Here is a 25,122-nt window from a genome sequence, read left to right as displayed (position 1 = left end):
CGAATTGCTCAGCAACACGAAGGCCGGGCTCGACTGTCGACTATGCGACAAAACCGGGTCAATGGCCAGATTGATCATAGTTGTTGACAATCGTTCTCAACGCCGTAGAATACGAATTGTTCGCATTAACAACCGCATCAGGAGGCAGTCCATGTACGTCTGCGTCTGCAAAGCAGTCACCGACACCCAGATTCGCGAAGCCGCGCTAGATGGCGCCCGCACGTTGAGAGACTTGCGACGCGATCTCGGCGTCACGCGCGATTGCGGCCGGTGCGCCTCCTGTGCCCACGAATGCCTGCGCGAAGCGCACGGCGAGCAGTCAAAGCCAGGCAAGATACTGCGCAAAGCTGCCTGAGTTTTACCCCTTCTTGCCGAATTCGGCGGACCGATGGCGCTGCCGCTCGACACTCAAGGCGAGACGGTTGCATGCGCCGTCTTGGTAAATCAGCCGGCCAACGAATTCGAACCGCCCATCAAACACAGCGTCGCCCGGCCTACCGACGTGGAGAAATCACCAACTACAAGCCAAACAGCGGCTGCATCAAGGTTCAAACGACATCGATCCCCGGTGCCCCCTCGGTAATTTCACCAATCACGGAAACGTGCGAGAAGCCCTGCTGCAGGAATAGCGAGAGCACTTCGGTCACCGTTTCGGGCGAGCATGAAACGAGCAGGCCGCCCGACGTTTGCGGATCGGTGAGCAGCGTTTTTGCCGCGCTGTCGAGGTTGGCCGCAAGACTGACGCCATCGCCGTAACTAGCCCAGTTCCGCCCCGAGGCGCCGGTCAGGTGGCCGGCATCGACAAACTCGCGGGCACGGGGGAGCAGCGGCAGGTCGGCGTAGTTCACCGTGGCGCGGACATTGCTGCCCTTGCACACTTCAAGCAGATGCCCGGCCAGACCAAAGCCGGTAACGTCGGTGACGGCATGCACGCCATCCAGGCAGGCCAGCATCGGCCCGGGCGTATTGAGCTGGGTCGTGGTGTCGACCATGGCTTCGTAATCGGTGGCGTGGAGTAGATCCTTCTTGAGCGCGGCGCTATACACGCCGACACCGAGTTGCTTGCCGAGGATCAGCTTGTCGCCGGGCTTGGCGCCCGAATTGCGCTTGAGGTGGGCCGGATTGACGATGCCGATGGCGACCAGGCCGTAAATGGGCTCGACCGAATCAATGGTGTGGCCGCCGGCAATCGGAATACAGGCGGCGCGACAAACCGACTCGCCGCCCTGGAGGATTTTGCCGATGGTTTCCAGCGGCAGGGTATTGACCGGCATGCCGACGATGGCCAGCGCGAAGAGCGGCGTGCCGCCCATGGCGTAAACATCGGAAATGGCGTTGGTCGCGGCGATGCGGCCGAAATCGTAGGGATCGTCGACGATAGGCATGAAGAAATCGGTCGTCGCGACAATCGCCTGCTGTGCGTTGATCTGATAAACCGCTGCGTCGTCGCAGGTCTCGGTGCCGACCAGCAGTTGCGGCGGAATGATGCCCGACGGGGCGCCGGCCAAAATTTGCTGGAGGACGGCAGGCGCGATCTTGCAGCCACAGCCGCCGCCATGGGAAAGCTGGGTCAGTCTTATTTTTTCTTCAGGCACGGCTGTTCTCTCGAAAAACTATTGTTGTTTGATTTTTTTATTCTGCGTCGAAGCCGGCATCTTCGATGGCATTGACCAGCGCTTCGCGCGTCACCGCCTGCGGATCGAAAGCCACTTTGGCTTCGGCCGCCTCCAGCGAGACTTCGGCGCTGGCCACGCCGGCCATGGCGCTGAGTACGCCGCTGATGTTCTTGACGCAGCCCTGGCAGCTCATGCCGCCGACCTTGATTACGGTGTTTTCCATGCCATTTACCTGTTCACAAAGGGTTGAGCGCGCAGGATTTCTGCTATACCGGCGGCCGAAGTCGGCCGGCTGAAATAGTAGCCTTGCGCCATATCGCAGCCCATTTTACGCAATTGTGCCAACTGTTCGGCAGTTTCGACGCCTTCGGCGAGCACGGTCATGCGCAGGCTGCGCCCCATGCTGACGATGGTCGAGGCGATGGCCCAGTCGTCGGGATCGGTTTCGAGATCATTGACGAAGGAACGGTCGATCTTGAGCTTGCCGACCGGGAAGCGCTTGAGATAGGCCAGCGACGAGTAGCCGGTGCCGAAATCGTCAAGCGACAGCTCGACACCCATGCGATGCAGCGCCGACAACGTGCCGAGGTTGATGTCGGCATCGTGCATCACCGTGCGCTCGGTCAGTTCGAGTTCGAGCAGCGCGGCATCGAGGCCGGAGGACGCCAGGGCGCCGGCGACCATTTCGACAAAACCCGGCTGGCGGAACTGGACGGGCGCCACGTTGACGGCCATGACCAGCGACGGCAACCCCTCGTCGCACCAAGCCTTGGCCTGGCGGCAGGCGGCGCACAGGACCCAGTCGCCGATCGGGTTGATCAGCCCGGTCTCTTCGGCAACATGAATGAAACTGTCCGGCATGATCATGCCAAGTTCCGGATGCTGCCAGCGAATCAGGGCCTCGACGCCGACGATCACGCCGGTACGCAGATTGACTAGCGGCTGATACTGGAGAATGAATTCGTTCTGCGCCAGGGCCCGGCGCAGATTGCTCTCCATGAGCAGGCGGTCGAGCGTTGCCGTGTTCATCTCGGTGGCGTAAAACTGGAAGGTGTTGCGGCCGATATCCTTGGCCCGGTACATCGCCGTGTCAGCGTTCTTGAGCAGGGTTTCGAGATCCTGCCCGTCGTGCGGGTAGATGCTGATGCCGAGCGAGGGCGTCACCGTCAGCTCATGCCCCGCCACTTCGAAAGGCCGGGAGAAAACGTCGATCAGGCGACGCGCCACTTCGGCCGCCGCCGCCGTGTGAAAGCCCGGCATGGCAAAAATAAACTCGTCGCCACCGAGGCGGGCCACGGTATCGATGCGCCGCACGACAGTGTCGAGGCGGCGCGCCACTTCGACCAGCAGTTCGTCGCCGACGCTGTGGCCAAGGGAGTCGTTGACCCGCTTGAAATGATCGAGATCGAGAAAGATGACGGCGATTTCGGTCTTGTCCCGCTCGGCCGCCGCCAGCAACTGGACGAAGCGCTCGCGCAGCAGGCGCCGGTTGGGCAGGCCGGTCAGTACGTCGTAATCGGCCAACTCACGGATCCGCTGCTCGGCCACTTTCTGCGAGGAAATGTCGAGCAGGGTGCCGACCGAGGCCGGGCGGCCGTCAAAGACCGAGGGCGAACCGTAGATCATGGCCGGGAATTCCGAGCCGTCCTTGCGTATAGCCTTGATCTCGTAATGATGCCCGCTGACCCCGGCCACCCGGGCCTGCATCTGTTCGATAATGAAAGCGTGCTGCGCCGGGGCGACCACGTCGAGCGGCCCCATGCGGTCCACCATTTCCTCGGCGCTGTAGCCGAAGAGACGCGTCAGATAGGGATTGACGTACTTGAAGTGCTGATCCTGCAAGACGAAGATGCCGACCTGCGCCGCTTCCATCGTCGTCCGGAACATCGCTTCGCGTTCCGTCAATGCCGGTGGATTGCCGATACCATCGCCGGCTGTCGCCTGAAAAACCACCTGCCCTCCGACCCCTGCGGTCATCGAAACCCCTTGTCCCTGTTTCCGTTCAGCTTCCCGGCCGCCAGCGTTTCAACAACAGCGAGTTCGACACGACCGATACCGAACTCATCGCCATGGCGGCCCCCGCCACCACCGGATTGAGCCACCCCAGCGCAGCGAGTGGAATTCCCGCCACATTGTAAATGAAGGCGAAGAAAAGATTTTGCCGTATCTTGCCCAAAGTGGCCGCCGATAGGGCAATTGCATCGACCACGCCCATCAGGTCGCTGCGTATCAATGTCAAATCCGCCGCCTCGACTGCCGCATCCGAGCCGGCGCCGATGGCGAAGCTGACATCGGCCGCAGCCAGCGCCGGTGCGTCGTTGATACCGTCGCCGACCATGGCCACCAAAGCGCCGCCGGATTTCAATTCGTTGATCGCCGCCGCCTTGTCACCGGGCAGGATGCCGGCCCGAAACTCGGCGATGCCGGCTTCGGCCGCAATCGCCGCGGCCGTTGCCGCATTGTCGCCGGTCAACATGACAACCCGGATACCGCGTTCACGCAAACGCTCGACGGCGGCGCGGGAAGTCGGCCGCAAGGCATCGGCGATGGCAAACAGGGCCCGCCTTGTCTCGCCTTCGACCAGTACCACGACCGTCTTGCCGGCCTGCTGCAAGCCAGTCACCGCCGGATCGTCCGCCATCCCCAGCCAGGTTGGCGAACCGAGGCGCAGCACGCGGCCATCGACCTCGCCGTCGACGCCCTGCCCCGGCAGGGATTTGAAATTTGCCGCTTTTTTCCGGTTGACCGTGGGAATGCCCGCGGCAGCCACGATCGCCCGCGCCAGCGGATGTTCGGAATTTTCCTCAAGTGCCGCCGCCAGACCGAGCGCTTCCTCGCGCGACAAGCCATAAGTGACGACATCGGTCACCTGCGGCGTACCGCAGGTCAGCGTTCCGGTTTTATCGAGCGCCAGCACGGTGATTTTCTCGGCCCGCTCGAGCGCCTCGGCGTTCTTGACTAGGATGCCGGCCCGCGCCCCCTGTCCGGTGCCGACCATGATCGCTGTCGGCGTCGCCAGGCCAAGCGCGCACGGGCAGGCGATGACCAGGACGGCGACAGCATTGACCAGCGCTTCGGCAAAATCCCCGGCATACCACCACCAGCCGACAAAGGTGGCGAGCGCGATGACGCACACCGTCGGCACGAAAATCGCCGAAATCCGATCGGCCAGCCGCTGCACCGGCGCTTTCGAACCCTGCGCCTCGCCGACCATGCGAATGATGCCGGCGAGCAAGGTGTGCTCGCCAACGCCGGTCGCCCGGCAGCGCATCGCCCCCTGGCCGTTGGCCGTGGCGGCAAAAACCTTGTCGCCGGCGCGCTTGCCTACCGGCATGCTTTCGCCGGTCAGCATCGCCTCGTTGACGCTCGATTCGCCATCGATCAGCTCGCCATCAACCGGCACGCTTTCGCCCGGGCGAACGAGGAAAACATCGCCCGGCATCAAGGCCTCAACCGGCATGTCGATCCACTGACCATCGCGTTCGACACGCGCCGTCTTCGGCTGCAGGCGGATCAGCGACTCGATGGCCTCCGAGGTCCGCGCTTTGGCCCGCGCTTCGAGCAATTTGCCGAGCAGGACCAGCGTAATGACCGCCGCCCCGCCTTCAAAATAGACGTGCTGATCCAGCCCGAACAGCGTCACCACGGTCGAAAAGCCCCAGGCCATGCTCGTCCCGAGGGCGACCAGCACATCCATGTTGGCACCTCCGCCACGCAGGGATTTGAAGCCGCCATCGTAGAAACGCCAGCCAATCCAGAACTGCACCGGCGTCGCCAGCGCCAGCTGGAACCAGCGCGGCAATTCGTTCATGTGACCATGTTCGCCGAACATGAAAAACATCTGGCCGACCAGCGGCAAGGTCAGCGCTACTGAAATCCAGAAACGGCGGATTTCGCTGCGGTAGAGGAGCAATTTGGCGGCTTTTTCACGTTCGCGCGTTTGCGCATCAACGACGGCCGCCGTGAAGCCGGCCTTGGCGACGGCCGCCACCACCGCCGCCTCGTCGGCTGCTGCCGACAAACGGACACGCGCCCGCTCGGCCGCCAGATTGACGTTGGCCTGCATGCCGGCCTGGCGATTGAGCACCTTCTCGAGACGCGCCGAGCAAGCCGCACAGGTCATGCCGCCGATGGCAAACTCGACGACCCGGCCCGTTTCGGATTCCGTCATTTGACCAGCAGAACCGGGCACGGCGCCAGATGCAAAACCCGGCTGGCCACCGAGCCCATGACCAGCCCGACCACGCCGCTCCAGCCGTGCGATCCCATGGTGATCAGATCACAGCCCAGTTCGCTCGCCACCTTGGCAATCACTTCAGCCGGCTGCCCGACATGCATGTGCGTCGTATGAAAGCGCCCGGCCGCATCCAGCTTTTGCTGGGCAGCGGTCAGATGCTCCTGCCCTTCTTCAAGATAGTAGGCATGCAGCGTTTCCTTGCCGATATGGGCCTGCACGCGGCCAATCGGAATCGGCGCATGGACATGCAGCAGATGAATTTCCGGCACGTCACGAAACCAGCTGACGTGGGTAATCAGGTGATCAACTGCACGCAAGGAGCATTCCGAACCATCAACCGGCAACAGGATTTTCATGATGTCATTTCCCAACTAAAGCTGGCCCGACAAGTAGATCAGGCCGAAGAATCCATACAGGCCAAAGCCTAGCACCAACAGGCCGGACAGGGTACGTACGACCGGCCTGCGGACGAATTCGTTCAGTCGGGCCAGAACAATGCCAGCCAGCAAAAGATTGGGCAGCGTGCCCAGACCGAAAGCCAGCATCATGAGCCCGCCACGCGTCGCCGAACCGGCCGTCAACGCACTGGCCAATGCGCTATAGACCAGACCGCAAGGCAGCCAGCCCCACAGTAGGCCAAGTGGAAAAGCCTGGCCGATGCTGCGCGCCGGCAGAAAGCGCCGGGTCAGCGGTTGCAGATGGATCCAGAGTTTCTGTCCGGCCCGTTCGGTGAAAGCCAGCGCCCGCGTTACCCCCAGCAGGTAAAGGCCGAGCGCAACGAGCATCAGGTTGGCGATGAAATAGAGGATCAGCCGGGCCGGAACCTGCCCCTCCAGGCCCATGCTGGCCGCCCCGAGCGCGCCGGCGATGGCGCCGGCTGCCGCGTAGGACAGGATACGCCCGCCGTTGTAGGCCAGATGCATCGACCAGCGGGCCGTGACGCCCATCGACAAGGCGCCGACAATGCCGCCGCACATGCCGACGCAATGCGTACCGCCGAGCAGGCCGACAAGAAAAAGGGCAAGAAAGCCGGAGTCAGGCATCGAACAGGATCAATAAAAGCAAAACGGGCAGTTTAACTGCCCGCTTTGTTTGCTGCACACCGTTCAGATAACTTTGGAGTAAGTCGCGCGTTGGCGACCGGCCCGCAAGTAGCGGTCGAAGACCATCGAAATGATGCGCACCAGCAGACGTCCCGGCGGCAGGACGGTAATCCACTCGCGGTCAATCTTGAGCAAGCCGGCCCGCTCCATTTCCTTCATGTCTTCCAGCTCGGCTTCGAAATACTCGCGGAAGTTGATCAGGTGGGCGCTTTCAATGCTTTCGATGGACAACTCGAAATGGCACATCAGGGCCTGAATGATCGAACGGCGCAGGATGTCATCGGCAGTCAGTTCGATGCCGCGGAAAACCGGCAGCGTGCCGTTATCGAGTGCATCGTAGTATTCATCGGCGGTCTTGACGTTCTGGTAGTAGCTCGGCCCGACCTTGCTGATCGACGAGATGCCGAACGACAGCATGTCGCAGTCGGCGTAGGTCGAATAACCCTGAAAGTTACGATGCAGACGACCCTGACGCTGGGCGACAGCCAGTTCATCATCGGGCTTGGCGAAGTGGTCCATGCCGATGAAGACGTAACCGGCATCGGTCAGTTTCTTGATGGCCAGCGCGAGAATCTGCAACTTGGTATCGGCTGACGGCAGATCGCCATCGTTGATCCGGCGCTGCGGCTTGAACATGCTCGGCATGTGCGCGTAGTTGTAGATCGACAGACGATCCGGATCCATCGCCAGCACGCGCTCGATGGTCCGGTTAAAGCCCATGACGGTCTGGTGCGGCAAGCCGTAGATCAGATCGACCGAAACCGACTTGAAGCCGTTGGCCCGCGCATCGCGGATCACGCTGTAGGTTTCTTCCTCGCTTTGCACGCGATTGACGGCGACCTGCACCTTTTCGTCGAAATCCTGCACACCGACGCTCATCCGGTTGAAGCCGAGCTCGCCGAGCAGGGCCACCGTCGCCGTATCGACCTTGCGCGGATCGACTTCGATCGAATACTCACCGCCGTCAAGCAGCTTGAAATGCTTGCGCGTTTCACCCATGAGCTGGCGCATTTCGTCATGCGAAAGGAAGGTTGGCGTACCGCCACCCCAATGCAACTGGATGACCTCATGCTCGCCATCACGACCTTCGAGAGCGGCAGCCTGCATATCCAGTTCTTTTGCCAGATAGCGGAGATATTTCGCACTGCGCCCGTGATCCTTGGTGATAATTTTGTTACACGCGCAGTAGTAGCAAATAGTGTTACAGAAAGGTATGTGGAAGTATAATGAGAGAGGTCGGCTGATGCCGCCGATGTTGCGCTTGCCCAGCCATACTTTCGCTGCCTCTGAATCGAAGGCCTCGACGAAGCGGTCAGCCGTCGGATAAGACGTGTAACGGGGGCCGTTAACATCGAAACGGCGAATGATCTGGGGATCAAAAACAAGGTTTTCAGTTGCGAAATTCATTAGTCCAGCCACTAAAAAGTAGGTCTGATTATGTTCGGAAGGCTCGATTTTATGGTTGACATGGATCAAGCGAACTCAGGTTGCGAATGGCTCAAACACACCCGCTAAATCAGGAGCTCTCACTGTCGGTCATCAAGACGGCCTGCTCCAATTGTAACCTGCGCGAACTGTGCCTGCCGTACGGTCTGAGCCTCGAAGAACTGGAACGACTCGATGATCTGGTGTCGACCCGGCGGCGGATCAAGCGCGGCGACCACCTCTACCGCGCCGGTGAGGTTTTTGATGCGATCTACGCAATTCGCAGCGGTTTCTTCAAGACCGATGTGTTGCTCGAAGATGGCCGCGATCAGGTAACCGGTTTTCAGATGGCCGGCGAACTGCTCGGCCTTGACGGCATCAGCACCGAACACCACACCTGTAACGCCATCGCGCTCGAAGACAGCGAAATCTGCGCCATCCCGTTCTCGCGACTGGAAGGGTTGTCACGGGAGATTCACACGTTGCAGCATCATTTCCACAAGGTGATGAGCCGGGAAATCGTCCGCGACCACGGCGTCATGATGCTGCTCGGCACGATGCGCGCCGAGGAACGCCTGGCCGCCTTCCTGCTCAATCTGTCGCAGCGCTTCACGGCCCGCGGCTTCTCGCACGCCGAGTTTTACCTGCGCATGACACGCGAGGAAATCGGCAGCTATCTCGGGCTCAAGCTGGAAACCGTCTCGCGCGCCTTCTCACGCTTCCAGGAAGAAGGCCACATTGCCGTTCAGCAGAAGCACATCCGGATTTTGAACGTCAACGGGCTCAAGGCCCTGATGAATCACCGCGCCACCTGATCAAGGCTACCAGCGCAGGCGGGCAAGCTCCGCCGCGCGTTGCACGATGCGCTGCAACAATGATTCGGCACGCTGCCGGCCGGCGGTTGAGTTGCCCGGCGAACGATAAGCCAGCCGGATTTCCGATGTATTTTCCACTTGGGTATAGAGGGCGATCGACAACGGGCAAAGTGTCAGTTGCGCCGGCGCTTCGCGAACCAGTTCGGCGGCCAGTAAGGCACTGCAGAACTGGACGATTTCGGCTTCGCCGTAGGGAAGCGCGCCGTCACCGACGGCCGTGCGGGCCAGCATGTCGCGGAAGGGGAGGATGCTGCCGATGACCAGCCCTTCGCTCTCGATGGCTTCGATCAGCCCGTCGTGGGCAGTCCGGAAATCGGAATTGCTGACCCTGACAACGACCGTATCATCGGCGATCGATGATGTCGAAATACAGAGCAACGACAGGAAAACCAGAAAAAAACGGGACGCCCCGCAGGGCGTCCCAAACAGATGTGAGGAAACCATCTGACGCAAGAGTTCGTTGCCCGGGCGATTCATATGAAGAATGAGTCGTCCGGGTAAATCGGTTTAGAACGAGTGCTTGATACCCATCGCCAGGCCATTGATGCCGGCGCTGGTACCGGAACCGTTACCCATCGGATTGATGGTGTATTTCCCGTTGGTGTCGTTCTTGATATGCGCGAAGTCGGCGTACAGTTCAGTACGCTTGGACAGGGCGTAGCGCGCGCCGACGCCTACCTTCCAGGCATCAGCATCGGACAGGGTCTTGTCCTTGACCTGGCCGAACAGGCCCATCACTGAGAACTTGCCGAGCGGCACGGTGGCGCCGACAAACCAGTTGCGGCGATCGTACCGCTGGTTGGCTGCCAGGCCAAAGGCGGCGGCGGCGAATGTCGTGTTGCCGCCGATGAAGGAGTTCACATCACCCTTGATGACGTCGTAGAGGCCGCTGACCTTGACCACGCCGAAATCGTAGGAAGCGCCGGCGGTGGCGACGTACAGGCGGTCCCTGTCATAGCCGACAGCCCGGGTCGTCTCATAGTCGAGGTCGATGCTCAGCGGGCCATTCGCATAGATCAGGTTGGCTGACAACAGACGGTCATCGCCGTTGTTGCCCGTGCTGGTCGCGGTCATCGGCGAGTGGACGGCGTTCAGGCTGCCTTCGGCGCCTTGCGTGTTGGTGGCTGTAGCCAGGATCACGGTGAAGCCCGAAAAGGACGGCGAGATGTAGGCCAGTGCATTGGCTGCGCGGTCGTACTGGGTGGTCATCGAGGTCAGGCTGGCAACCGAGTAGTTGCCGAACGGGCTGTACTTGCCGTAGATGCCGAAACGAAGGCCGTCCAGGTAGCCGGCGACGACCGTACCGAAACCGCCGGTCAGGCCTACGTACTGGTGGCCGGCCGTAGCCAGACCGGTACTGGTGTCCGGGCTGATGCGATATTGCAGATCGAACAGGGCTTTCAGGCCGTTGCCCAGATCCTCGACGCCCTTGAAGCCGATGTGGCTCTGCGAAGCAGCGCTCTGCAGATCGTACTGCGACTGGCCGCTGGCGACCGCGCCGTTAGACCCCTGACGGAACATGACACCCATGTCGATGTTACCGTAGATGGTGACGTTGGATTGTGCGAAGGCTGCACCGGAAGTAACAGCCGCAACGGCCAGCGCGATAAGTTTTTTCTGCATTGAATTGCTCCTCAATCATCTTTTGTGTGAATGAACTCCGAAGCGGGTTCCGCCCCGTACGAATCTCCCCTCTCCCATCCCGAGGGCAGTGTTCCGCGCTATGTAATTGCGAAGCCCGTGCCAGCCCGTCAAAAAGTGCCGGGCAATTTGCGCAAAGCCGCTTGCCACTTCGATTTCAGGCCATTTTTCCGGTTGACCGTAGGAATCGTCTGAACAGTCTGACGCGTTCATTTTCTGGACAATTGCTACTTCATTGAGCCAAAACGAAACAGTGTCCGTCGTTTCATCAAGCACAAAAAAGCCCGGCGAACCGGGCTTGAGCGGGGGAATGGAGGTGCTCAAAACTGATAACGGGCGCTGACGCCGGCTAGCCAGGTGCGACCCGGCGCCGCTTCGTAATAGCGGCTGTTGCCGTCGCCGACGATGACCGAGCCGACATACTGGCGATCGAAAATATTGTCGAAACGCAGGAAGGTGCGCAGCTTCAAATCGCCGACCTTGCGCTCGATGCCGAAACGCAGGTTGGCGATGGCGTAGGCCGGCGCCGCTTGCCTGGTGTTGATGTCCTCGACGTACACCTTGCTCCGGGCAATACCCTCGACGGCAGCGTGGAAGCCGCTGGCCGGGTGCTTCCAGGCCAGTTCGCCGAACAGGGTCTGGGCGGGAACGCCAGGCAGGCGGTTATCCGCATTGATCAGGCCGGACGAGGTAGTGAAGGCTTCGTCGTAACGGGCGTCGAGGAAGGTATAGGCGAGGCGGGTCGACAGGTTGTTGGCCCAGCGGCTGTCGAGCCCGGCTTCTAGGCCGCGACGCAGAGTCTGGCCGGCATTGCGGTAAGTCGTCCGGCCGCCGGAGGCGGAATCGACGACCAGTTCATCCTCGGTTTCGATCTGGAAAACCGCCAGATCGAGGCGCGTGTCACTGCCGATAAAGGCTTTCAAGCCGGTTTCGTAGTGCGTGCTGGTCGACGGCTTGAGGTTGTAACTGAAAGTGCCGCCCGGGCCGGAATAGAACAGTTCGTTGAAGGTCGGCGCCTCGAAGCCGCGCGCCGCACTGGCGTAGATGTTCACCGTCGGGGTCAGGCGGAACATCGCGGCGATGGTCGGCGTCGTCTTCTCGTAGCTGACACTGCCGCCATCGTTGCCGTTGCTCAGGTAGGCATCCTTGACGCTGAACGAGACATTGCTGTGCCGAACGCCGCCGCTGAAAGTCCAGCGCTCGCCCTGCCATTCAGCCTGGGCGTACTGATCAAAGCTGGCAACACGGTCTTCTTCGGCGCGGCGCTGGACGCCCTTGACGCCGAGCGTGGCACCGATGAAGTTCTCGTAACCGCGCCGGTTGTCGATCGATTGCTCGTAGTCGACACCGACGGTCGTCGTCAGCTTGCCGCCGGCCAGCTGGAAGCGGCCGATCCAGCGCGTCGAGGCGCCGGCGAAGTCGCGGTCGAAATCGATGACGCCGCCGGAGTGCTTCACGTTGCCTTGCGGGCCAGGTGGAATCGACTGGTACTGAATCGTCGAGCGTTGCCCGGCATAGGCCGAGGCCAGGACCGAATGATCGCCCAGGCGGTGCTCGTAAGTCAGCCCGCCCTGCTGGTGGTCAATTTCCTTGCGTGTATTGAAGTCGAGCGGGGGCTGGGCGACGCTGCGCGGATTGGCCTGATAGCCCGCCCAGGTCTGGCCCTGCGGATCATCGGCCGTCTGCTTGAAACTGTTGGCGATGAAAGTCAGCTTGCCGTCCGCGCTCGGCCGGTAAGTGAGCTTAACCATGCTCTGATCGCGCTCGGCCTTGCTGTGGTCGCGATAGCCGTCGGTGGCAAAGTGCGAGGCATCGATGACATAACCGAGACCGCCGACTTCGCCCTGGGCGCTGATGTCGGTTTTCCACATATTGTTGCTGCCGGCGACAAAACTGCCTTCGACGCTCGGCGCCCCCTTGCCGTCCGGCGTGAACATCTGAATGACGCCACCGGCATGGTTGCCATAAACCACGGCCAGCGGGCCGCGCAGGACTTCGATGCGCTCGGCGCGATCAAGGTTGAAGGTCGCCGCCTGGCCCTGACCGTCCGGCATCGAAGCCGGAATGCCATCCGAAATCAGGCGAATGCCGCGCACGCCGAAGGCCGACCGGGCACCGAATCCACGCGATGAAATCTGCAGATCCTGCGCGTAGTTCTGACGATTCTGCACCGTGATGCCGGGCACCGCAGCCAGCGCCTCGGAGGCATTGACCCGCGCCTGATCGGCACCGATGCGGGCGGCGTCGACAACATCGACGGCTGCCGGCAGGTCAAAGGTGTTGTGCTCGACGCGGCTGCCGCTGACGACGACAGAGTCGAGGGTCAGCGCCGTTTCGGCGGCGATGCCGAGGCAGGGAAAGGCGGCGGCGAGGATGACAGCAAGGCGCTTCGGATTTTGTCTCATGATTTTTGTCTTATTCAGATTGATGCGTGATTTCGTTTTCGGCCAAATTTTCCGGTCGACCGTGGAAGCCGACCTCCATCTGATTATGGCCAAAGCGCCCAGAAAGGGCGACGCGGCAATCGCCAAATGAGCCTCATGAAAATCATGAGATGGCCGGATTTCATTTTTGGCTCATTTTTCCGGTTGACCGTCGGAACAGCTGCTTTGATTTGCAGCAACCGTTCGATATTTCCACAGTTGCCGGAACAGAAATCGGCGCCCAGCCTGCGATTTGCCGCTAGCACACTCCTTGCTATCAGCATAAACCGGTAAAACAGCTCGATCCACAGCAAGCGGGCGACATGGAGACCAACAATGAAGCTTGAAGAACTACTGCACCACACACTGGCCATTCACGCACCATGGCACATCGTCCGCGTCCGCAACGACCTCGGCAAAAACCAGATCGACATCTGGGTCTCCCGCGAAGCCCAGCGCAGCGGCTGGTTTTTCGCTGCCCGAAGCACGTCCGAACAAGGCCGGGAAAGCGTCTGGCGTCACATCAACATCGGCAATGCGCGTTGCATCGTTCATGCCGTCATCCCCGGCGAAGCTGAAAGCGCCGATCTGCAATGGCTGGGCGAAACTGACCAGCCCTTCACCCGCGCCTTCGCCCGGCAGATAGCCGGCATGTTCATGCAAGGCGTCAGCTTCGCCTCGGTCTGCGCCCTGCTCGACCTGCCCGTTGCCGACCTCTGGAAATTCAAGCATCGTCTGGACAGTGGCAAATCCGGGCTATCCGGCCCGGGCAGCGCGTCCGACGCGATCTCGGCCCAGATACCGGGACCGAACGACCCCGTCTGGGAAGAATTGCTCAGCGGCAACCTCCAGCTCGACATCCGCATCCTCAGCCTCAAACTGCTGCTGACCAAGCTGCGCGAGCAATTCGCCATCATCAGCGATGGCGAAGTGCGCACCCTGAAGGCCCATGAATTGCAACGCTACTTCACCCGCCACGAAAAAATGCTCAGCCACGAATTGGCGCAACTTGCCCAAAACTGACCTGCGCCACCGGTAAAAACCCATGAAAACCCAACAAGAACTGATGTCAGTCAGCCGCGCTGCCGAACTGATCAATGCCGGCAAATACCTGAGCATCGCCGGCGATGAAGCCGCCCTCAGGCAACTCCCCCAAGGCCACTGGATTGGCGGCACGATTCCCTATTTCATGGCGGCCGAAGGTGGCACGGTCAGCCGCGAGCAGGTTTTCGTCAGCGAAGTCAGCGGCTTCGCCGCACCGCCGCAACTGCGCTTCTACGATTGCGCCACCTTGCCGCAAATCTGTCGCAATGCGCCTGACAACGGCTACAGCATCCTGATCATTCCCGCCTTCAGCGCCACCCACGCCGGATTTGCCCAAAACGCCCCGAATTTCGAAGAGATGTACATGAAGCCGCTGATCGGCTGGATCGCCGGTGTGCACCTCGACGACCTCGGCAAGACCACCCCCAAGGTCGTCCTCGGCAGCACCGGCGAGTTTTCCGAAAGCGACGCCGTGGTCATGGACGTACCGCTGCCGCCCGAAAAATTCGCCCAGATCGACATCGTCAACCTCTTCCGCCCCGGCAGCGGCGCCGGCATCCGCTTCGAGAACAACGGCTTCAGCGCCGGCGACTGCCTGATCGGCGGCCAAACCGGCAACCTGGCCGATTACCTGCTGGCCAACCAGATCGACACCCGCCTGCCGCTGGTCGCCGATTACAGCGGCGCCATGATCAACGTCAGCATCAAAAACATTGACCGCGCGGCGCGGCGCGTCGAGTTCTACGCCCCGGTCTTCCCGGGCCTCGAATACCGCTTTGCGGCACCGGTCACCGACTATGTCAGCGCCTTCCAGGCCGCCCTACCCAGGAGCGGGCTGGACATTTCCTTCTCCTGCAACTGCATCCTCAATTTCCTCAATTCGCAGCTTGAAGGCAAGCGGACGGGTGAGGTCACCGGGCCGATGACCTTCGGCGAAATCGGTTACCAGTTGCTCAACCAGACTCTGGTTTACCTGACCGTCACCGAATGAGCTGTGGCCGACATTTTTTCGCGGCCCTCTTTACTCGCCCGACGACTTCCCATTAACGTAGCCAACTTTCAACGCCCAACCTCAACCAAGGCAGATCCATGCAAAAGCTCGCTACCGCAACCGCCCTCCTCCTCGCGCTCTCCTTCTCGGCCACAGCCGCCGAACCGAAGGAAGAAATGACCGCCTCCGGCATCGCCATCACCATGCTCAAGGAAGGCAGCGGCGCCAGCCCGAAGGCCAGCGACACGGTCAAGGTGCACTATCGCGGCACGCTGACCAATGGCCAGGAATTCGACAGTTCGTACAAGCGCAACGAGCCGGCCGCCTTCCCGCTCAACCGCGTCATTCCGTGCTGGACTGAAGGCGTGCAGAAGATCAAGGTCGGCGGCAAGGCCAAGCTGGTCTGCCCGTCCAACCTGGCTTACGGCAGCCGCGGCGTACCCGGCATTCCGCCCAATTCGACGCTGATTTTCGAAGTCGAATTGCTCGACATCGCCAAGTAAGGCAGCGGCCGGCACCAGCCGGCTGAATCAGGCGGCGCCTAGTCCGGCTCATGCGCCGCCTGTCATTCAAGCGTCATGCCTATGGCGCAGACTTCAGGGCTTGCCATTCCGCCGGAGGCGGCCATGCGCCACCTTGCCCTGCTCCTGTCCGCCCTGCTGTTTTCCGCTTTCGCTCAAGCCGCCTCGAACGCCAACATCACCACTGCCAGTTGCTCCGGCAGTCAGTCGTTCGACCTGAGCAACGGCGCCATGCTGTCCTGCGACGGCGATTTTTCGCTGATCGGCGGCAGCATCGATTCGGACATCGGCATCACGATCAGCGCTGCCGGCTCATTGTTCCTCGACGACCTGAGCCTGGTCGCCCCCCTCGTTCAGTTGAAGACAGTCACCGGTGTCCTCACGCTTGCTGACGGTGTATCGATAAATGGGTTCAACGCGACCCGCTTCGACATCGGCACCATCTCGTCGCCCGGCATCACGCTCCCCCCGCGCGGGAACATCGACCTGAACGCCGGCGGCCAAATCGTGCTGAACAGTGGCGGCGACGTGACCCTGGTCTCGTCCGTACCTGAGCCGGCCACGGTCTGGTCGCTGCTCTGCGGCGGCTTGCTGCTCGCCTTCCGGCGAAAAGATCGGGCCTGAGCAGCCCTCAGTCCAGCGTCCGGCGGATTGCCGCGGCCAGTACGGCCGGGTCTTCGGCGCCGACGACGACATGGCGGCCGTCGACAATGAAGGTCGGCACCTGGTGAATGCCGGCCCGGCGGACCTCGGCTTCCATGCCGCGCACGGTGTCGACATCGCGCCCTGACGAGAGATAGGCCGCCACCTCCTCGCCGGGGTAGCCACATTCGACCGCCACCTGCGCCAGCAGGGCCAAATCGCCGATCCGCTCGCCGCGCTGGAACTGGGCGACGAACAGCCGCTCGACCAGCGCCTGGGCATCGCCGCGTTGCTGCGCCCAGTGAATCAGGCGGTGCGCCTGCAGGGTATTGGCGCGAACCTCGATTTTCTCGAAGGCGTATTCAACACCCCACGGCCGACCGGCCGCGCGCACGCGCTCGAACAAGGCGGCGACCGGCGCCGGCCCGCCGAATTTCTTTTCGAGAAACGGCAGGTAAGGTTCGCCTTCGGGTGGCGTATCGGGGTTCAGGAAAAACGGGCGCCAACGCTTCTCGCAGGCAAAGTCGGGCAACTCGCGGCGCACGTCGGCGATGGCCGCATCGAGCCGGCGCAGGCCGATGTAGCACCACGGACAGACGAGGTCGGAAACGATTTCGATGGTGGTCATGGAGCGATCATACCGTTCACCATCACCCGTGGTTTCCCGGTCGCTAGTCGAAACTTTCAATGCACTCGGCAACCCAGCCCAGCGCCTTGATGCAGGCGCGGGCCATGGCTGGCGACAGGGCATCGTGGCCGGCGCTCGCCACCGGCACCCAGGTCGCTTCCGGCCAGGCGCGGTGCAGCGTTTCGGCGGCCACCGGCGGGCACACCGGATCGGCCAGGCCCTGGACGATGATGGCCGGCAGGTGGCGAATGCGGTCGATGCCGGCCAGCAACTGGCCGGGCACGAGAAAACAATTGCGGGTCAGGTAGTGCATCTGGATGCGCGCCCGGGCCTGCTGCATGGCATTGGGCGGCGCGTCGAGCGGTTCCTTGCCGATCAGGCTACGTTGGTAGTCGAGCCAGACCCGCGCCGCCTGGGTCGCGCGCTCGGCCTGCTCGTGCAGGATGATCCGGGCAAACGCCTTGAGCGGGTCACCCCGTTCGAGGCGCGGTAGCAGGTTGCCGAGGCCGCGCGCGTAGGCGACGATCTCGTCGTGCGAGCCGAGAAAGATGCCGTGCATGACCAGCCCGTGCACGTTTTCCGGATAAATCTGGGCATAGGCCAGGGCCAGCAGGCTGCCCCACGAACCGCCAAAAACGATCCAGCCGGAAATGCCCAGTGCCTCGCGCACGTAGTCGAGATCGGCAACCAGATCGAGCGTCGTGTTCGCCTCCAGCTCGCCGCTCGGCAGACTGCGCCCGGCGCCGCGCTGGTCGATCATGACGACGCGAAAAATCGCCGGATCGAACAACCGCCGATGCTCGGCCATGCAGCCGGCCCCCGGCCCGCCATGCAGGAAAAGTACGGGCATGCCATCGAGCGGTCCGCATTCCTCGACATGCAGGATATGTCCGTCGCCGACCGCCATCTGCCGGACGCAGCGCGGCTGGCAGGCAGGGAAGAGCAGATCGCCTGACACTAGGCCTCGATCAGACCGTTGCGCACGGCGACCAGCGTCAGCTTGGCAGCGTTCTGCACGTTGAGCTTCTGCTTGATGTGATAAAGATGCGTGCCGACCGTGCTCGGGCTCAGGCAAAAATCCTCGGCCACGTCATTGACCGAGCGCCCCTCGGCCAGCTTCATGAAGACTGCCAGTTCCTTCTCGGTCAGCGTATCGACCGGGCTGCTCGAACCGGATAGCTGGGCCAGCGCGACAGCCTGCGCCAGTTCCGGATCGAGGTAACGGCGGTCGCTCGCCACCTGGCCAGCGGCGCGCAGAAACTCTTCCGGCGCCGCCCGCTTGCACAGGTAGCCGCGGGCGCCGAGACGCAGGGCACGGACCGGCACGATGTCGTCGTTGTGAGCCGAAAGCATGAGCACCTTGGCCTTGGCGTCCCAGGCAAGCAGCCGCTCGAGCGCTGCCAGACCGCCGATGCCGGGCATCGAGACGTCCATCACGACCACATCCGGGCTGGTTTCGGCGTAGAGGCGGACGGCGCTTTCGCCGTTCTCGGCCTCGCCGACCACCGTGGCGCCGGCCCCTTCGAGCAGGCAACGGAAGCCGAGGCGAACCATCGCGTGGTCGTCAGCGAGCAGGATGCGCTTGCCTTGCAGTGCGTTGTTCATGCGAATTCCTCCGGGGAATGTTGCGCTACGGCGTCGGGCAGGCGGGCGAAGATACGGAAGCCGCCGCCGGCCGGTTGTTCGAATTGAAGATGGCCGCCCAAAGCGGCGATGCGCTCGCCCATGCCAGCCAGGCCGAGGCCGCAACCGGGTTGCGCCGAGGGCTGACCGGAACGGCCGCGACCGTTGTCGGCCAGCGTCAGCTGCAGCCAGCCGGCGACGCGGCTGATGGCCAGATCGACCTGCGTGGCGTGAGCGTGGCGCACGACGTTGGTCAGGCCTTCCTGCACGATGCGGACGACGGCCATGGCCAGATCATCGGCGACGGGTTGCGGGCCGATGGCCAGAGTACTGTTCACGATGATCTCCGGGTGCTGCGCCTGCCAGCCGGCGAGCTGACGTTCGAGCGTCACGGCCAGACTGTTGCCGGCCGCCGGACGCAGGCGGTGCAGGATGTTGCGCACGCCGTCCTGCATTTCGCCGGTCACGGCAACGATGCCCTGGGCCGGGATGTGCAGCGACGGCGCGTCGCCGGTGCGCTGGACGATGGCACCAGCCAGGGCGCGGACGGCGGTGATGCCCTGGGCCAGCTCGTCGTGCAGTTCGCGGGCGATGACCCGGCGCTCTTCTTCGAGGCGGTCATGCATCTGGCGGTCGACTTCACGGGCGCTTTCGAGGCGAACGTTCTCGTCAACCGCTTCGCCGAGGCGGTCGGCCATGCCGTTGAAGGCGCGCGAAATGCGGCCGAGTTCCGGCGTCGCAAAAACCGGCAGGCGGGTGTCGAAACGACCGCGGCCGGTGCGGTCGAGGGCGCGCATGATCTGGGCCAGCGGGCGCAGGGCCCGGCCCAGCGCCGTGCGCGTCGCCACGAAGAGCACGCCGAGCAAGCCGAGCGCCCAGCCGACCATGGCGGCCAGTTCGTCCCAGGCGTCGAGAATGGCGCGCGAATCGTCGGGATGCAGGATCAAGGTATAGCCCTCGACGGCCAGCGTGCGGGCCGGGAATTCACTGGCCAGCAAGCCGGCAAACCAGCCGGGCGCCGAACGCCCGGCCTTGTAGCTCGGGGCCGGCGAACGGTAGATCGTTTCGCCGGCCAGCGTGCGGATTTCGAGTTCATTGGCCCGCACCCGACCGATGGCACGAGCGACGCTGAGCAGGCGTTCGCCCCGCGTCGCCGCCGGCACATCGTGCATTTCGCCGAGCACGGCCTTGAGCCATTGCTCGGAAACGCGCGAAGCAGCCTCGACTTCCTCGTGAATGGCGTTGCGCGTGCCGTGCAGCCAGAGGCCGGCGAGGACAACAAGCAGGCTGGCTGCCAGCGCGGTCAGGACGAGGCCGACGCGGGTGTGTAGGCTGAGCTTTTTTGCTCCTACACCGTGAACAACGGGGTGCCTGTAACAGCGACCAAGCTCCAAACCAAGCACCGGCCGCGCTCCTCCCCCTTCAAGGGGGAGGCTGGGTGGGGGATGGGTGTGGGCGGCGGCAACTCCTGACCCATCCCCACCCCGCCCCTCCCCTTGAAGGGGAGGGAGTTGGCCGTTCCCACGGTCAACCGGAAATTTTGGCCAAAAATGAAATGTCATTTGCCACCAAACACGTAACGTACGCCGAGCCAGGCCGAACGCGGAGCACCCGGGGCGACGAAGGTTTCACGACGCCAATCGTCCGGATCAAGCTGGAGACTGCCGCCGACGAAGGGGTTTTCGGCCAGGGCGCCGGCCGTGGCGTAGTGCTTGTCGAAGACGTTGTTGACCTTGGCGAACATCTGCCAGCCGCCGCCCAGCTTGGCCTCGGCGTTAAGGTTGAGGATGGCGTAGCCGGGAATCTTGCCCGCGCCGTCGAAGGTGCGCGTGCTGCCCAGGGCGTCGGTATAGGTACCGCTCTGGTGCTGGTTGTTTTCGTTGCCGCGCACGTACTGGCCAGAGAAAGCCTGCACGTCGCCGCCGATGCGCAGCCAGTCGGTGGCGCGCCAGGCGAGGCCGAGCTTGAGGCTGTGCTTCGGCAGGCCGGGGATGTAGTTGCCCTTCTTGACGAAAATTTCGTCGTCCTGCCCGCCGCCGGTACATTCCGCCGCCGTGCCGCGCGTGCTGTTGTTTTCGGCCAGGATGCAGGCGTCGGAACGGAAGGTGGCTTGCAGCCAGCTGTAGTTGGCATACCAGTCGAGGCGACGATGGCTGCCGTTGAGGCCGAGTTCGAGGCCCTGGCGCAGGGTTTTGCCGTAGTTGGTGAAATAACCGGCGCTGGTCGAGGTGCCGACGAACAGGATGTCGTCGCTGCTCATGGTGCGGAAGACGCCGGCATTCCAGTTGGTTTCACCAGCCAGCTTGCCACGCAGCCCGGCTTCGAGGGTGCGGGCGACGACCTGCTTCAGATACGGATCGGCCGCCATCGAGTTGGGCAGGGTGCACGGATTGGCCGGGTCGGCGCAGCCGAGCTCGATCGGCGTCGGCACGCGGTTGCCCTGGCTGAAACCGGCATAGGCGTTGAGCGCCGGGACGATTTGCCAGGAGAGGCCAATAGCCGGGTTGAGCTTGCGGTATTTGTGGTCGCCATCGAGATTGGGCGCCGTGCGGTTGAGTTCGTCGAAGGTCGTGACGTGGCTCATGTTGTAGCGGGCCGAAGCGGTCAGGTGCAGGTTGGGCATCAACGAGTACGTGTCGGTGATGAACAGGCTGGCCGTGCTGGTCTTGCCGTTGATCTGGTTTTCGACGGCGAGCGGCTCCAGATTGGTCACGCCGCGGCTGGCGTCGAGTTCACCCAGTTCCTGCGTCTGCTGGAAGTGGATGCGAGCCTGGTCGTAGGAGGCGCCGACGGCGAGCTGGTGCTGCTTGCCGCTGAAGTTCCACTGGCCGGCGATGCCCGTACCGCGCTGGGTCGTCCGCGTCCGGTTGTTGGCGCCGGTTTCATCAGGCTCCAAACCTGGAGTGCTGCCATTGGTAACCCAGTCCTCGTACTCGGTCTCGTAGTCGTCGTTCATGTCACCGTTCAACGTGCGCGTCTTGCTGCGGCGGTGATAGACGCTGCCGGAGAGGCTTTGCGTATCGCTGAGCCACAGCCTGCCGTTCAGCGCAATCTGGGTCATGTCGTTGCGCGTCTCGTCGGGGTGCGTGAAGATCGACTCGCGGCGCTCGGCGAGCATTGATTGCGGCAGCAGGCCGTTGCCGATCAGCCGGCTACGCGCCTTGGTCAGCGTCAGGTCGGCTTCGCCGGCGGCGTTGCGGAAGGACAGCTTGCCGAAGAACTGCTTGACGTCGGATGGCGAATGATCACGCCAGCCGTCTTCGCGGAACCAGTCGCCGGCGCCATACCAGCCGAAGGTGCCGTTGTTGCCGCCGTACTCCAACTCCGTGTTGGTGCGGTTGAAGCTGCCACCGGAAAACTCGATCTTGCCGCCCGGGTGCGAGAAGCCGCTCTTGGTCCGCATGGCCAGCGCCCCGCCCAGCGTGTTGAGGCCGAAAGCCGGGTTGGAACCGGGAATCAGATCGATGCCGGCAATGGCCGAATTGGGGATCAAATCCCAGTTGACCGTGTCGCCGAAGGGTTCGTTGACGCGCACGCCATCGACGTAGACCGACAGCCCCTGGGCCGTACCGAGCAGCGGCGAGGCAGTGAAGCCACGGTAATTGAGGTCGGCCTGGTAGGGGTTGCCGGTGACTTCATTGGCGGTGACGGCCGGCACCTGGCGAAGCAGTTGTTCGGCGATGTTCTGGCTTTCGATTTCGTCGAGCCGGCTGTCGTCGAGCGACTGGACATTGGCTGGCAGGTGCAGGCGCGGCACGCCGATACCGGAGAGCGGCGTGGTGCCGACGACTTCGACGGTTTCCGTGGTGACGACAGCCTCGGCGGCGAAGGCCGGGGCGAAGGCGGCGGAGATGGCAATGGCGAGCAGCGAGCGCTGGGGAATCTGTCGCTTCATGTTGTTTTCTTCAGCTTGTAGTTGATGGGTACGACGACTTGAATTTCGTTGGCTTCCAGCGCCTCGGGCAGCGGCGGCAGGCTGGCCAGCGCTTCGAGCATGGCCAGCGCGTGCTGGTCGAGGACATCGAAGCCGCTCGACCGGTCGACGGCGACACCGAGCAGGTTGCCCTTGCGGGCAACCCTCAGGCGCACACGAACTTCACCTTCCCAACCGCGCATGGCGGCGATGCGCGGGTATTCCTGATGGCGAGCGAACAATTCGCCGAGGCGCTGCCGATAACCGGCGAGGACCTCGCTTTGCGGCTGCTGCGGGGCAACGGCAGGGACCGGACGGGCGACTTCGGCGGCGGGCGCGGAAGCCGCTGCGGCAGGCGCCATGCTTTCGCTAGCCATCGCCGACGATGGCGATGGCGCGGGGGCCGGCACATTGGCCGGCCCGGCAGTCTGCGTCACGCGCGGAGCCGGCCGCTCCGTGCGAATGGCGTCCTGCCGGGCCTTCTGGGGGACGGCTGCCGGCGCGGGAGCGGGCTCGGCAACGGGTCCGGATTCGGTTGCGGCGATCAGGCGGATCGTGGCAAAAATGGGTGGCAGGCTGATCGGGCCGTTCTGGCGTTGCCACGAAGTCAGGGCAAACAGCGAGGCGTGGAGCAGGATGGACAATCCCAGAATTGCCCAGAATTTCCGGTTGACCGTGGGAATGACCGGCAGCTCGATGTTGGCGGCGGTGATCACGGCTTAGCCCCCAGGGCTTCCTGCTCGGCGGCCGGGAAGAGATGGCCGACCGAGCGACGGTATTCGCTGGCCGCTACCGGCAGACTGGCGAACTCCGGCGGCAGCGGGCGGGCCAGCACGTCGTTCATGTCCAGCCCGGCTTTCGCCGCGTCGCGCAGGGCGGCACTGAGCCAGGTCAGCCAGGCGCGGGTCTGGCGGATCGGAGCAGCATCGCTGGTCGGTGCACCGTGGCCGGGGAGCAGCAGCTTGAAGCCGGCTTCGCGGGTCAAAGCGTCGAGCTGGTCGAGCGCCTTGAGCCAGTGCGCAACATCGGCATGCGGCGTGGTCGGGGCGCGGCCGTTGAAGACGAGATCGCCGGCGAAGACGACGCCGCTCGTTGCATCGACGATGACGAGATCGGCGCCGGTGTGGCCGTCAAGCGCGACGAGGCGCAGGCTGCGCCCGGCAACTTCAACAATTCCGGCGCTCAGCGTCTGGCCGGGAAGCTGGACTTCGGTGCCCTTCATCCAGTCGCCGGACATGCGGAACAGGTTTTCGGCGAAGGCGTTGCCGTCGGCGGCGATGCCGTTGCGCGTTTCGGCCAGCGCCGCAATCGGCACATCGGCGAAAGCCTGGTTGCCGAGGAAGTGGTCGGGGTGATGATGGGTGTTGATGACCAGCGCGACAGGCTTGGCGGTGATCGCGGCAATCGCCCGGCGCATCTGCTGGCCGTAGCGCAGCGAGGGGCCGCTGTCGATGACGATGACGCCCTGCGGCGCGACGATGAAGGCGGTGTTGACGATGTTGCCGCCGTTGACGGTATCGAAGTCCTCGGTCTTGCCGATGAAGGCGTAGACGTCCTTGGCGACCTGCACGGCCGACAGCCGGTAGTCGAAATCGGCTGCCCCGAGCTGGCCGGCGACGAGCATCAGCAGCGCACCAAGCAGACGCTTCACTGCGCGATCCTCGTCTTGAAGGCGTTGCCGTTGTTGTCGCGACCACTGGCTTCGAGCGCACCGTCGGCGACGCCGCGGTTGAGCGTGAACACCGGGTTTTCGCTGACCGGCTCGTAGGTCTGGACGCGCATCAGGCGCTGGCCGGCAGCGTCGGCGAAGTTGATTTCCTCGAGGAAGAAGGCCGGCGTGCCGGCGACCAGGCCGGTATCCATGGGATGCACGATGCGCAGGCGGACGCGGCCGGCGTTCGGGCCTTCGCTCCACTGGCGGCCGCTGACTTCGTTGAGGCGCTGCTGCCATTCCTTCGAACCACCGGCCGCCGACGGCGCCGTGCAGCCGCCGCCAACGGTGTTCACCCAAGTGCCGCCGACATGCCAGACGCCATCGGCCGTACGCGCCGCAGCACGGACTGGCGTCGATTGCTGGAGCTTGACGCGAAAACCGAGGAAGGCTGGCGCGCTTTCAGGAAAGAAGCGCAGCACTTGAACGATGGGATTGAAATCAGCGAAGACGACGACTTCGACAACCCCCGGCAACGCCGTGGCGTCGACGGTGACCGGCACCTGCATGGGATTTTCGGCGGTGGACGGGGCGATGACCTTGATGCGCGGATCGAACAGGACTGGCGCCCCGGCCAGGAAGGCTTTCTGCATTTCCGACCAGCGTGCCGAGGCGAGAGGATCGCCGCTGTCGCGCAAGGCGGCAGCTTCGGCCGGGGGCATCAGCGCCGCCAGGGCAATCGCCGCAATGGTCAGTGGGTATTTCATCGTGTCTCGCTCCTTTTGCCCT

General features: G+C 63.1%; 24 protein-coding genes. 6 read left to right on the top strand and 18 right to left on the bottom strand.

The window, feature by feature from the left end:
• The first annotated feature begins 151 nt into the window (after positions 1 to 151).
• Positions 152 to 355, top strand: a complete 204-nt coding sequence (locus tag KI610_RS05430; RefSeq protein ID WP_226497648.1) for a (2Fe-2S)-binding protein — start codon at positions 152 to 154, stop codon at positions 353 to 355.
• A gap of 193 nt (positions 356 to 548) precedes the next feature.
• Here the strand turns inward: KI610_RS05430 and selD are convergent, their stop codons facing one another.
• From selD to hemN, 7 genes are all read right to left on the bottom strand, one after another.
• Complete coding sequence (gene selD / locus KI610_RS05425) at positions 549 to 1,595, bottom strand: selenide, water dikinase SelD (protein ID WP_226497647.1); 1,047 nt, start codon at positions 1,593 to 1,595, stop codon at positions 549 to 551.
• A gap of 37 nt (positions 1,596 to 1,632) precedes the next feature.
• Positions 1,633 to 1,839: a heavy-metal-associated domain-containing protein gene (locus tag KI610_RS05420; RefSeq protein WP_226497646.1), complete on the bottom strand. Its 207-nt coding sequence runs from the start codon at positions 1,837 to 1,839 to the stop codon at positions 1,633 to 1,635.
• Between the two features lie 5 nt (positions 1,840 to 1,844).
• Entirely contained in the window at positions 1,845 to 3,593 is a 1,749-nt protein-coding gene (locus KI610_RS20075) for a putative bifunctional diguanylate cyclase/phosphodiesterase (protein WP_319004210.1), read from the bottom strand.
• 25 nt (positions 3,594 to 3,618) lie between these two features.
• Entirely contained in the window at positions 3,619 to 5,787 is a 2,169-nt protein-coding gene (locus KI610_RS05400) for a heavy metal translocating P-type ATPase (RefSeq protein WP_226497645.1), read from the bottom strand.
• Positions 5,784 to 6,209 carry a universal stress protein gene (locus tag KI610_RS05395; RefSeq protein ID WP_226497644.1) on the bottom strand — a complete coding sequence of 142 codons (426 nt, stop codon included), beginning with the start codon at positions 6,207 to 6,209 and terminating at the stop codon, positions 5,784 to 5,786. The genes KI610_RS05400 and KI610_RS05395 overlap by 4 nt, the downstream gene beginning before the upstream one ends.
• Positions 6,210 to 6,224: 15 nt before the next feature.
• Positions 6,225 to 6,896, bottom strand: a complete 672-nt coding sequence (locus KI610_RS05390; RefSeq protein ID WP_226497643.1) for a sulfite exporter TauE/SafE family protein — start codon at positions 6,894 to 6,896, stop codon at positions 6,225 to 6,227.
• Between the two features lie 63 nt (positions 6,897 to 6,959).
• Positions 6,960 to 8,363: an oxygen-independent coproporphyrinogen III oxidase gene (gene hemN, locus KI610_RS05385; protein ID WP_226498511.1), complete on the bottom strand. Its 1,404-nt coding sequence runs from the start codon at positions 8,361 to 8,363 to the stop codon at positions 6,960 to 6,962.
• A gap of 86 nt (positions 8,364 to 8,449) precedes the next feature.
• On the opposite strand from hemN, the gene fnr reads away from it, so the two are divergent.
• Positions 8,450 to 9,196, top strand: a complete 747-nt coding sequence (gene fnr / locus KI610_RS05380; protein ID WP_226497642.1) for a fumarate/nitrate reduction transcriptional regulator Fnr — start codon at positions 8,450 to 8,452, stop codon at positions 9,194 to 9,196.
• A 6-nt stretch (positions 9,197 to 9,202) separates the two neighbouring features.
• Here the strand turns inward: fnr and KI610_RS05375 are convergent, their stop codons facing one another.
• The 3 genes from KI610_RS05375 to KI610_RS05365 form a co-directional block, all read right to left on the bottom strand.
• The gene (locus KI610_RS05375; RefSeq protein ID WP_226497641.1) at positions 9,203 to 9,733 is read right to left on the bottom strand and encodes a hypothetical protein; all 531 of its coding nucleotides are present in this window, start codon (positions 9,731 to 9,733) and stop codon (positions 9,203 to 9,205) included.
• Between the two features lie 30 nt (positions 9,734 to 9,763).
• Positions 9,764 to 10,879, bottom strand: a complete 1,116-nt coding sequence (locus KI610_RS05370) for a porin (RefSeq protein ID WP_226497640.1) — start codon at positions 10,877 to 10,879, stop codon at positions 9,764 to 9,766.
• 338 nt (positions 10,880 to 11,217) lie between these two features.
• Complete coding sequence (locus KI610_RS05365) at positions 11,218 to 13,302, bottom strand: TonB-dependent receptor family protein (RefSeq protein WP_226497639.1); 2,085 nt, start codon at positions 13,300 to 13,302, stop codon at positions 11,218 to 11,220.
• Between the two features lie 354 nt (positions 13,303 to 13,656).
• On the opposite strand from KI610_RS05365, the gene KI610_RS05360 reads away from it, so the two are divergent.
• The 4 genes from KI610_RS05360 (at position 13,657) to KI610_RS05345 (ending at position 16,500) form a co-directional block, all read left to right on the top strand.
• Entirely contained in the window at positions 13,657 to 14,343 is a 687-nt protein-coding gene (locus KI610_RS05360; protein WP_226497638.1) for a hypothetical protein, read from the top strand.
• A 22-nt stretch (positions 14,344 to 14,365) separates the two neighbouring features.
• Positions 14,366 to 15,355, top strand: a complete 990-nt coding sequence (locus KI610_RS05355; protein WP_226497637.1) for a DUF6976 family protein — start codon at positions 14,366 to 14,368, stop codon at positions 15,353 to 15,355.
• Positions 15,356 to 15,453: 98 nt separating this feature from the next.
• On the top strand, positions 15,454 to 15,858 hold the full coding sequence (locus tag KI610_RS05350) for an FKBP-type peptidyl-prolyl cis-trans isomerase (RefSeq protein ID WP_226497636.1): 405 nt from the start codon (positions 15,454 to 15,456) through the stop codon (positions 15,856 to 15,858).
• 123 nt (positions 15,859 to 15,981) lie between these two features.
• Entirely contained in the window at positions 15,982 to 16,500 is a 519-nt protein-coding gene (locus tag KI610_RS05345; RefSeq protein WP_226497635.1) for a PEP-CTERM sorting domain-containing protein, read from the top strand.
• 7 nt (positions 16,501 to 16,507) lie between these two features.
• On the opposite strand, the gene KI610_RS05340 is transcribed toward KI610_RS05345, so the two are convergent.
• The 8 genes from KI610_RS05340 to KI610_RS05305 form a co-directional block, all read right to left on the bottom strand.
• Positions 16,508 to 17,146 carry a DsbA family oxidoreductase gene (locus KI610_RS05340; protein ID WP_226497634.1) on the bottom strand — a complete coding sequence of 213 codons (639 nt, stop codon included), beginning with the start codon at positions 17,144 to 17,146 and terminating at the stop codon, positions 16,508 to 16,510.
• A gap of 43 nt (positions 17,147 to 17,189) precedes the next feature.
• Positions 17,190 to 18,104, bottom strand: a complete 915-nt coding sequence (locus tag KI610_RS05335) for an alpha/beta fold hydrolase (RefSeq protein ID WP_226497633.1) — start codon at positions 18,102 to 18,104, stop codon at positions 17,190 to 17,192.
• Positions 18,104 to 18,751: a response regulator gene (locus tag KI610_RS05330; RefSeq protein WP_226497632.1), complete on the bottom strand. Its 648-nt coding sequence runs from the start codon at positions 18,749 to 18,751 to the stop codon at positions 18,104 to 18,106. The genes KI610_RS05335 and KI610_RS05330 overlap by 1 nt, the downstream gene beginning before the upstream one ends.
• Positions 18,748 to 20,172: a HAMP domain-containing protein gene (locus KI610_RS05325; RefSeq protein ID WP_226497631.1), complete on the bottom strand. Its 1,425-nt coding sequence runs from the start codon at positions 20,170 to 20,172 to the stop codon at positions 18,748 to 18,750. Before KI610_RS05325 ends, KI610_RS05330 begins: the two co-directional genes overlap by 4 nt.
• A 155-nt stretch (positions 20,173 to 20,327) precedes the next feature.
• A complete protein-coding gene (locus KI610_RS05320) occupies positions 20,328 to 22,664 on the bottom strand; it encodes a TonB-dependent receptor (protein ID WP_226497630.1) in 2,337 nt (778 codons plus the stop codon).
• Positions 22,661 to 23,398, bottom strand: coding sequence for an energy transducer TonB (locus tag KI610_RS05315; protein ID WP_226497629.1), 738 nt, complete (start codon positions 23,396 to 23,398; stop codon positions 22,661 to 22,663). The genes KI610_RS05320 and KI610_RS05315 overlap by 4 nt, the downstream gene beginning before the upstream one ends.
• Positions 23,395 to 24,333 carry a quinoprotein relay system zinc metallohydrolase 1 gene (locus KI610_RS05310; RefSeq protein WP_226497628.1) on the bottom strand — a complete coding sequence of 313 codons (939 nt, stop codon included), beginning with the start codon at positions 24,331 to 24,333 and terminating at the stop codon, positions 23,395 to 23,397. Before KI610_RS05310 ends, KI610_RS05315 begins: the two co-directional genes overlap by 4 nt.
• Positions 24,330 to 25,100 carry a quinoprotein dehydrogenase-associated SoxYZ-like carrier gene (locus KI610_RS05305; RefSeq protein ID WP_226497627.1) on the bottom strand — a complete coding sequence of 257 codons (771 nt, stop codon included), beginning with the start codon at positions 25,098 to 25,100 and terminating at the stop codon, positions 24,330 to 24,332. The genes KI610_RS05310 and KI610_RS05305 overlap by 4 nt, the downstream gene beginning before the upstream one ends.
• Positions 25,101 to 25,122: the final 22 nt, after the last annotated feature.

Origin of the sequence: Ferribacterium limneticum (genome assembly GCF_020510565.1) — a bacterium.
In the GTDB taxonomy this organism is placed as follows: Bacteria; Pseudomonadota; Gammaproteobacteria; order Burkholderiales; family Rhodocyclaceae; genus Azonexus; species Azonexus limneticus_B.
The sequence above is the reverse complement of the archived record's forward strand: the minus strand, read 5'-3'. Positions and strand labels throughout refer to the sequence as shown.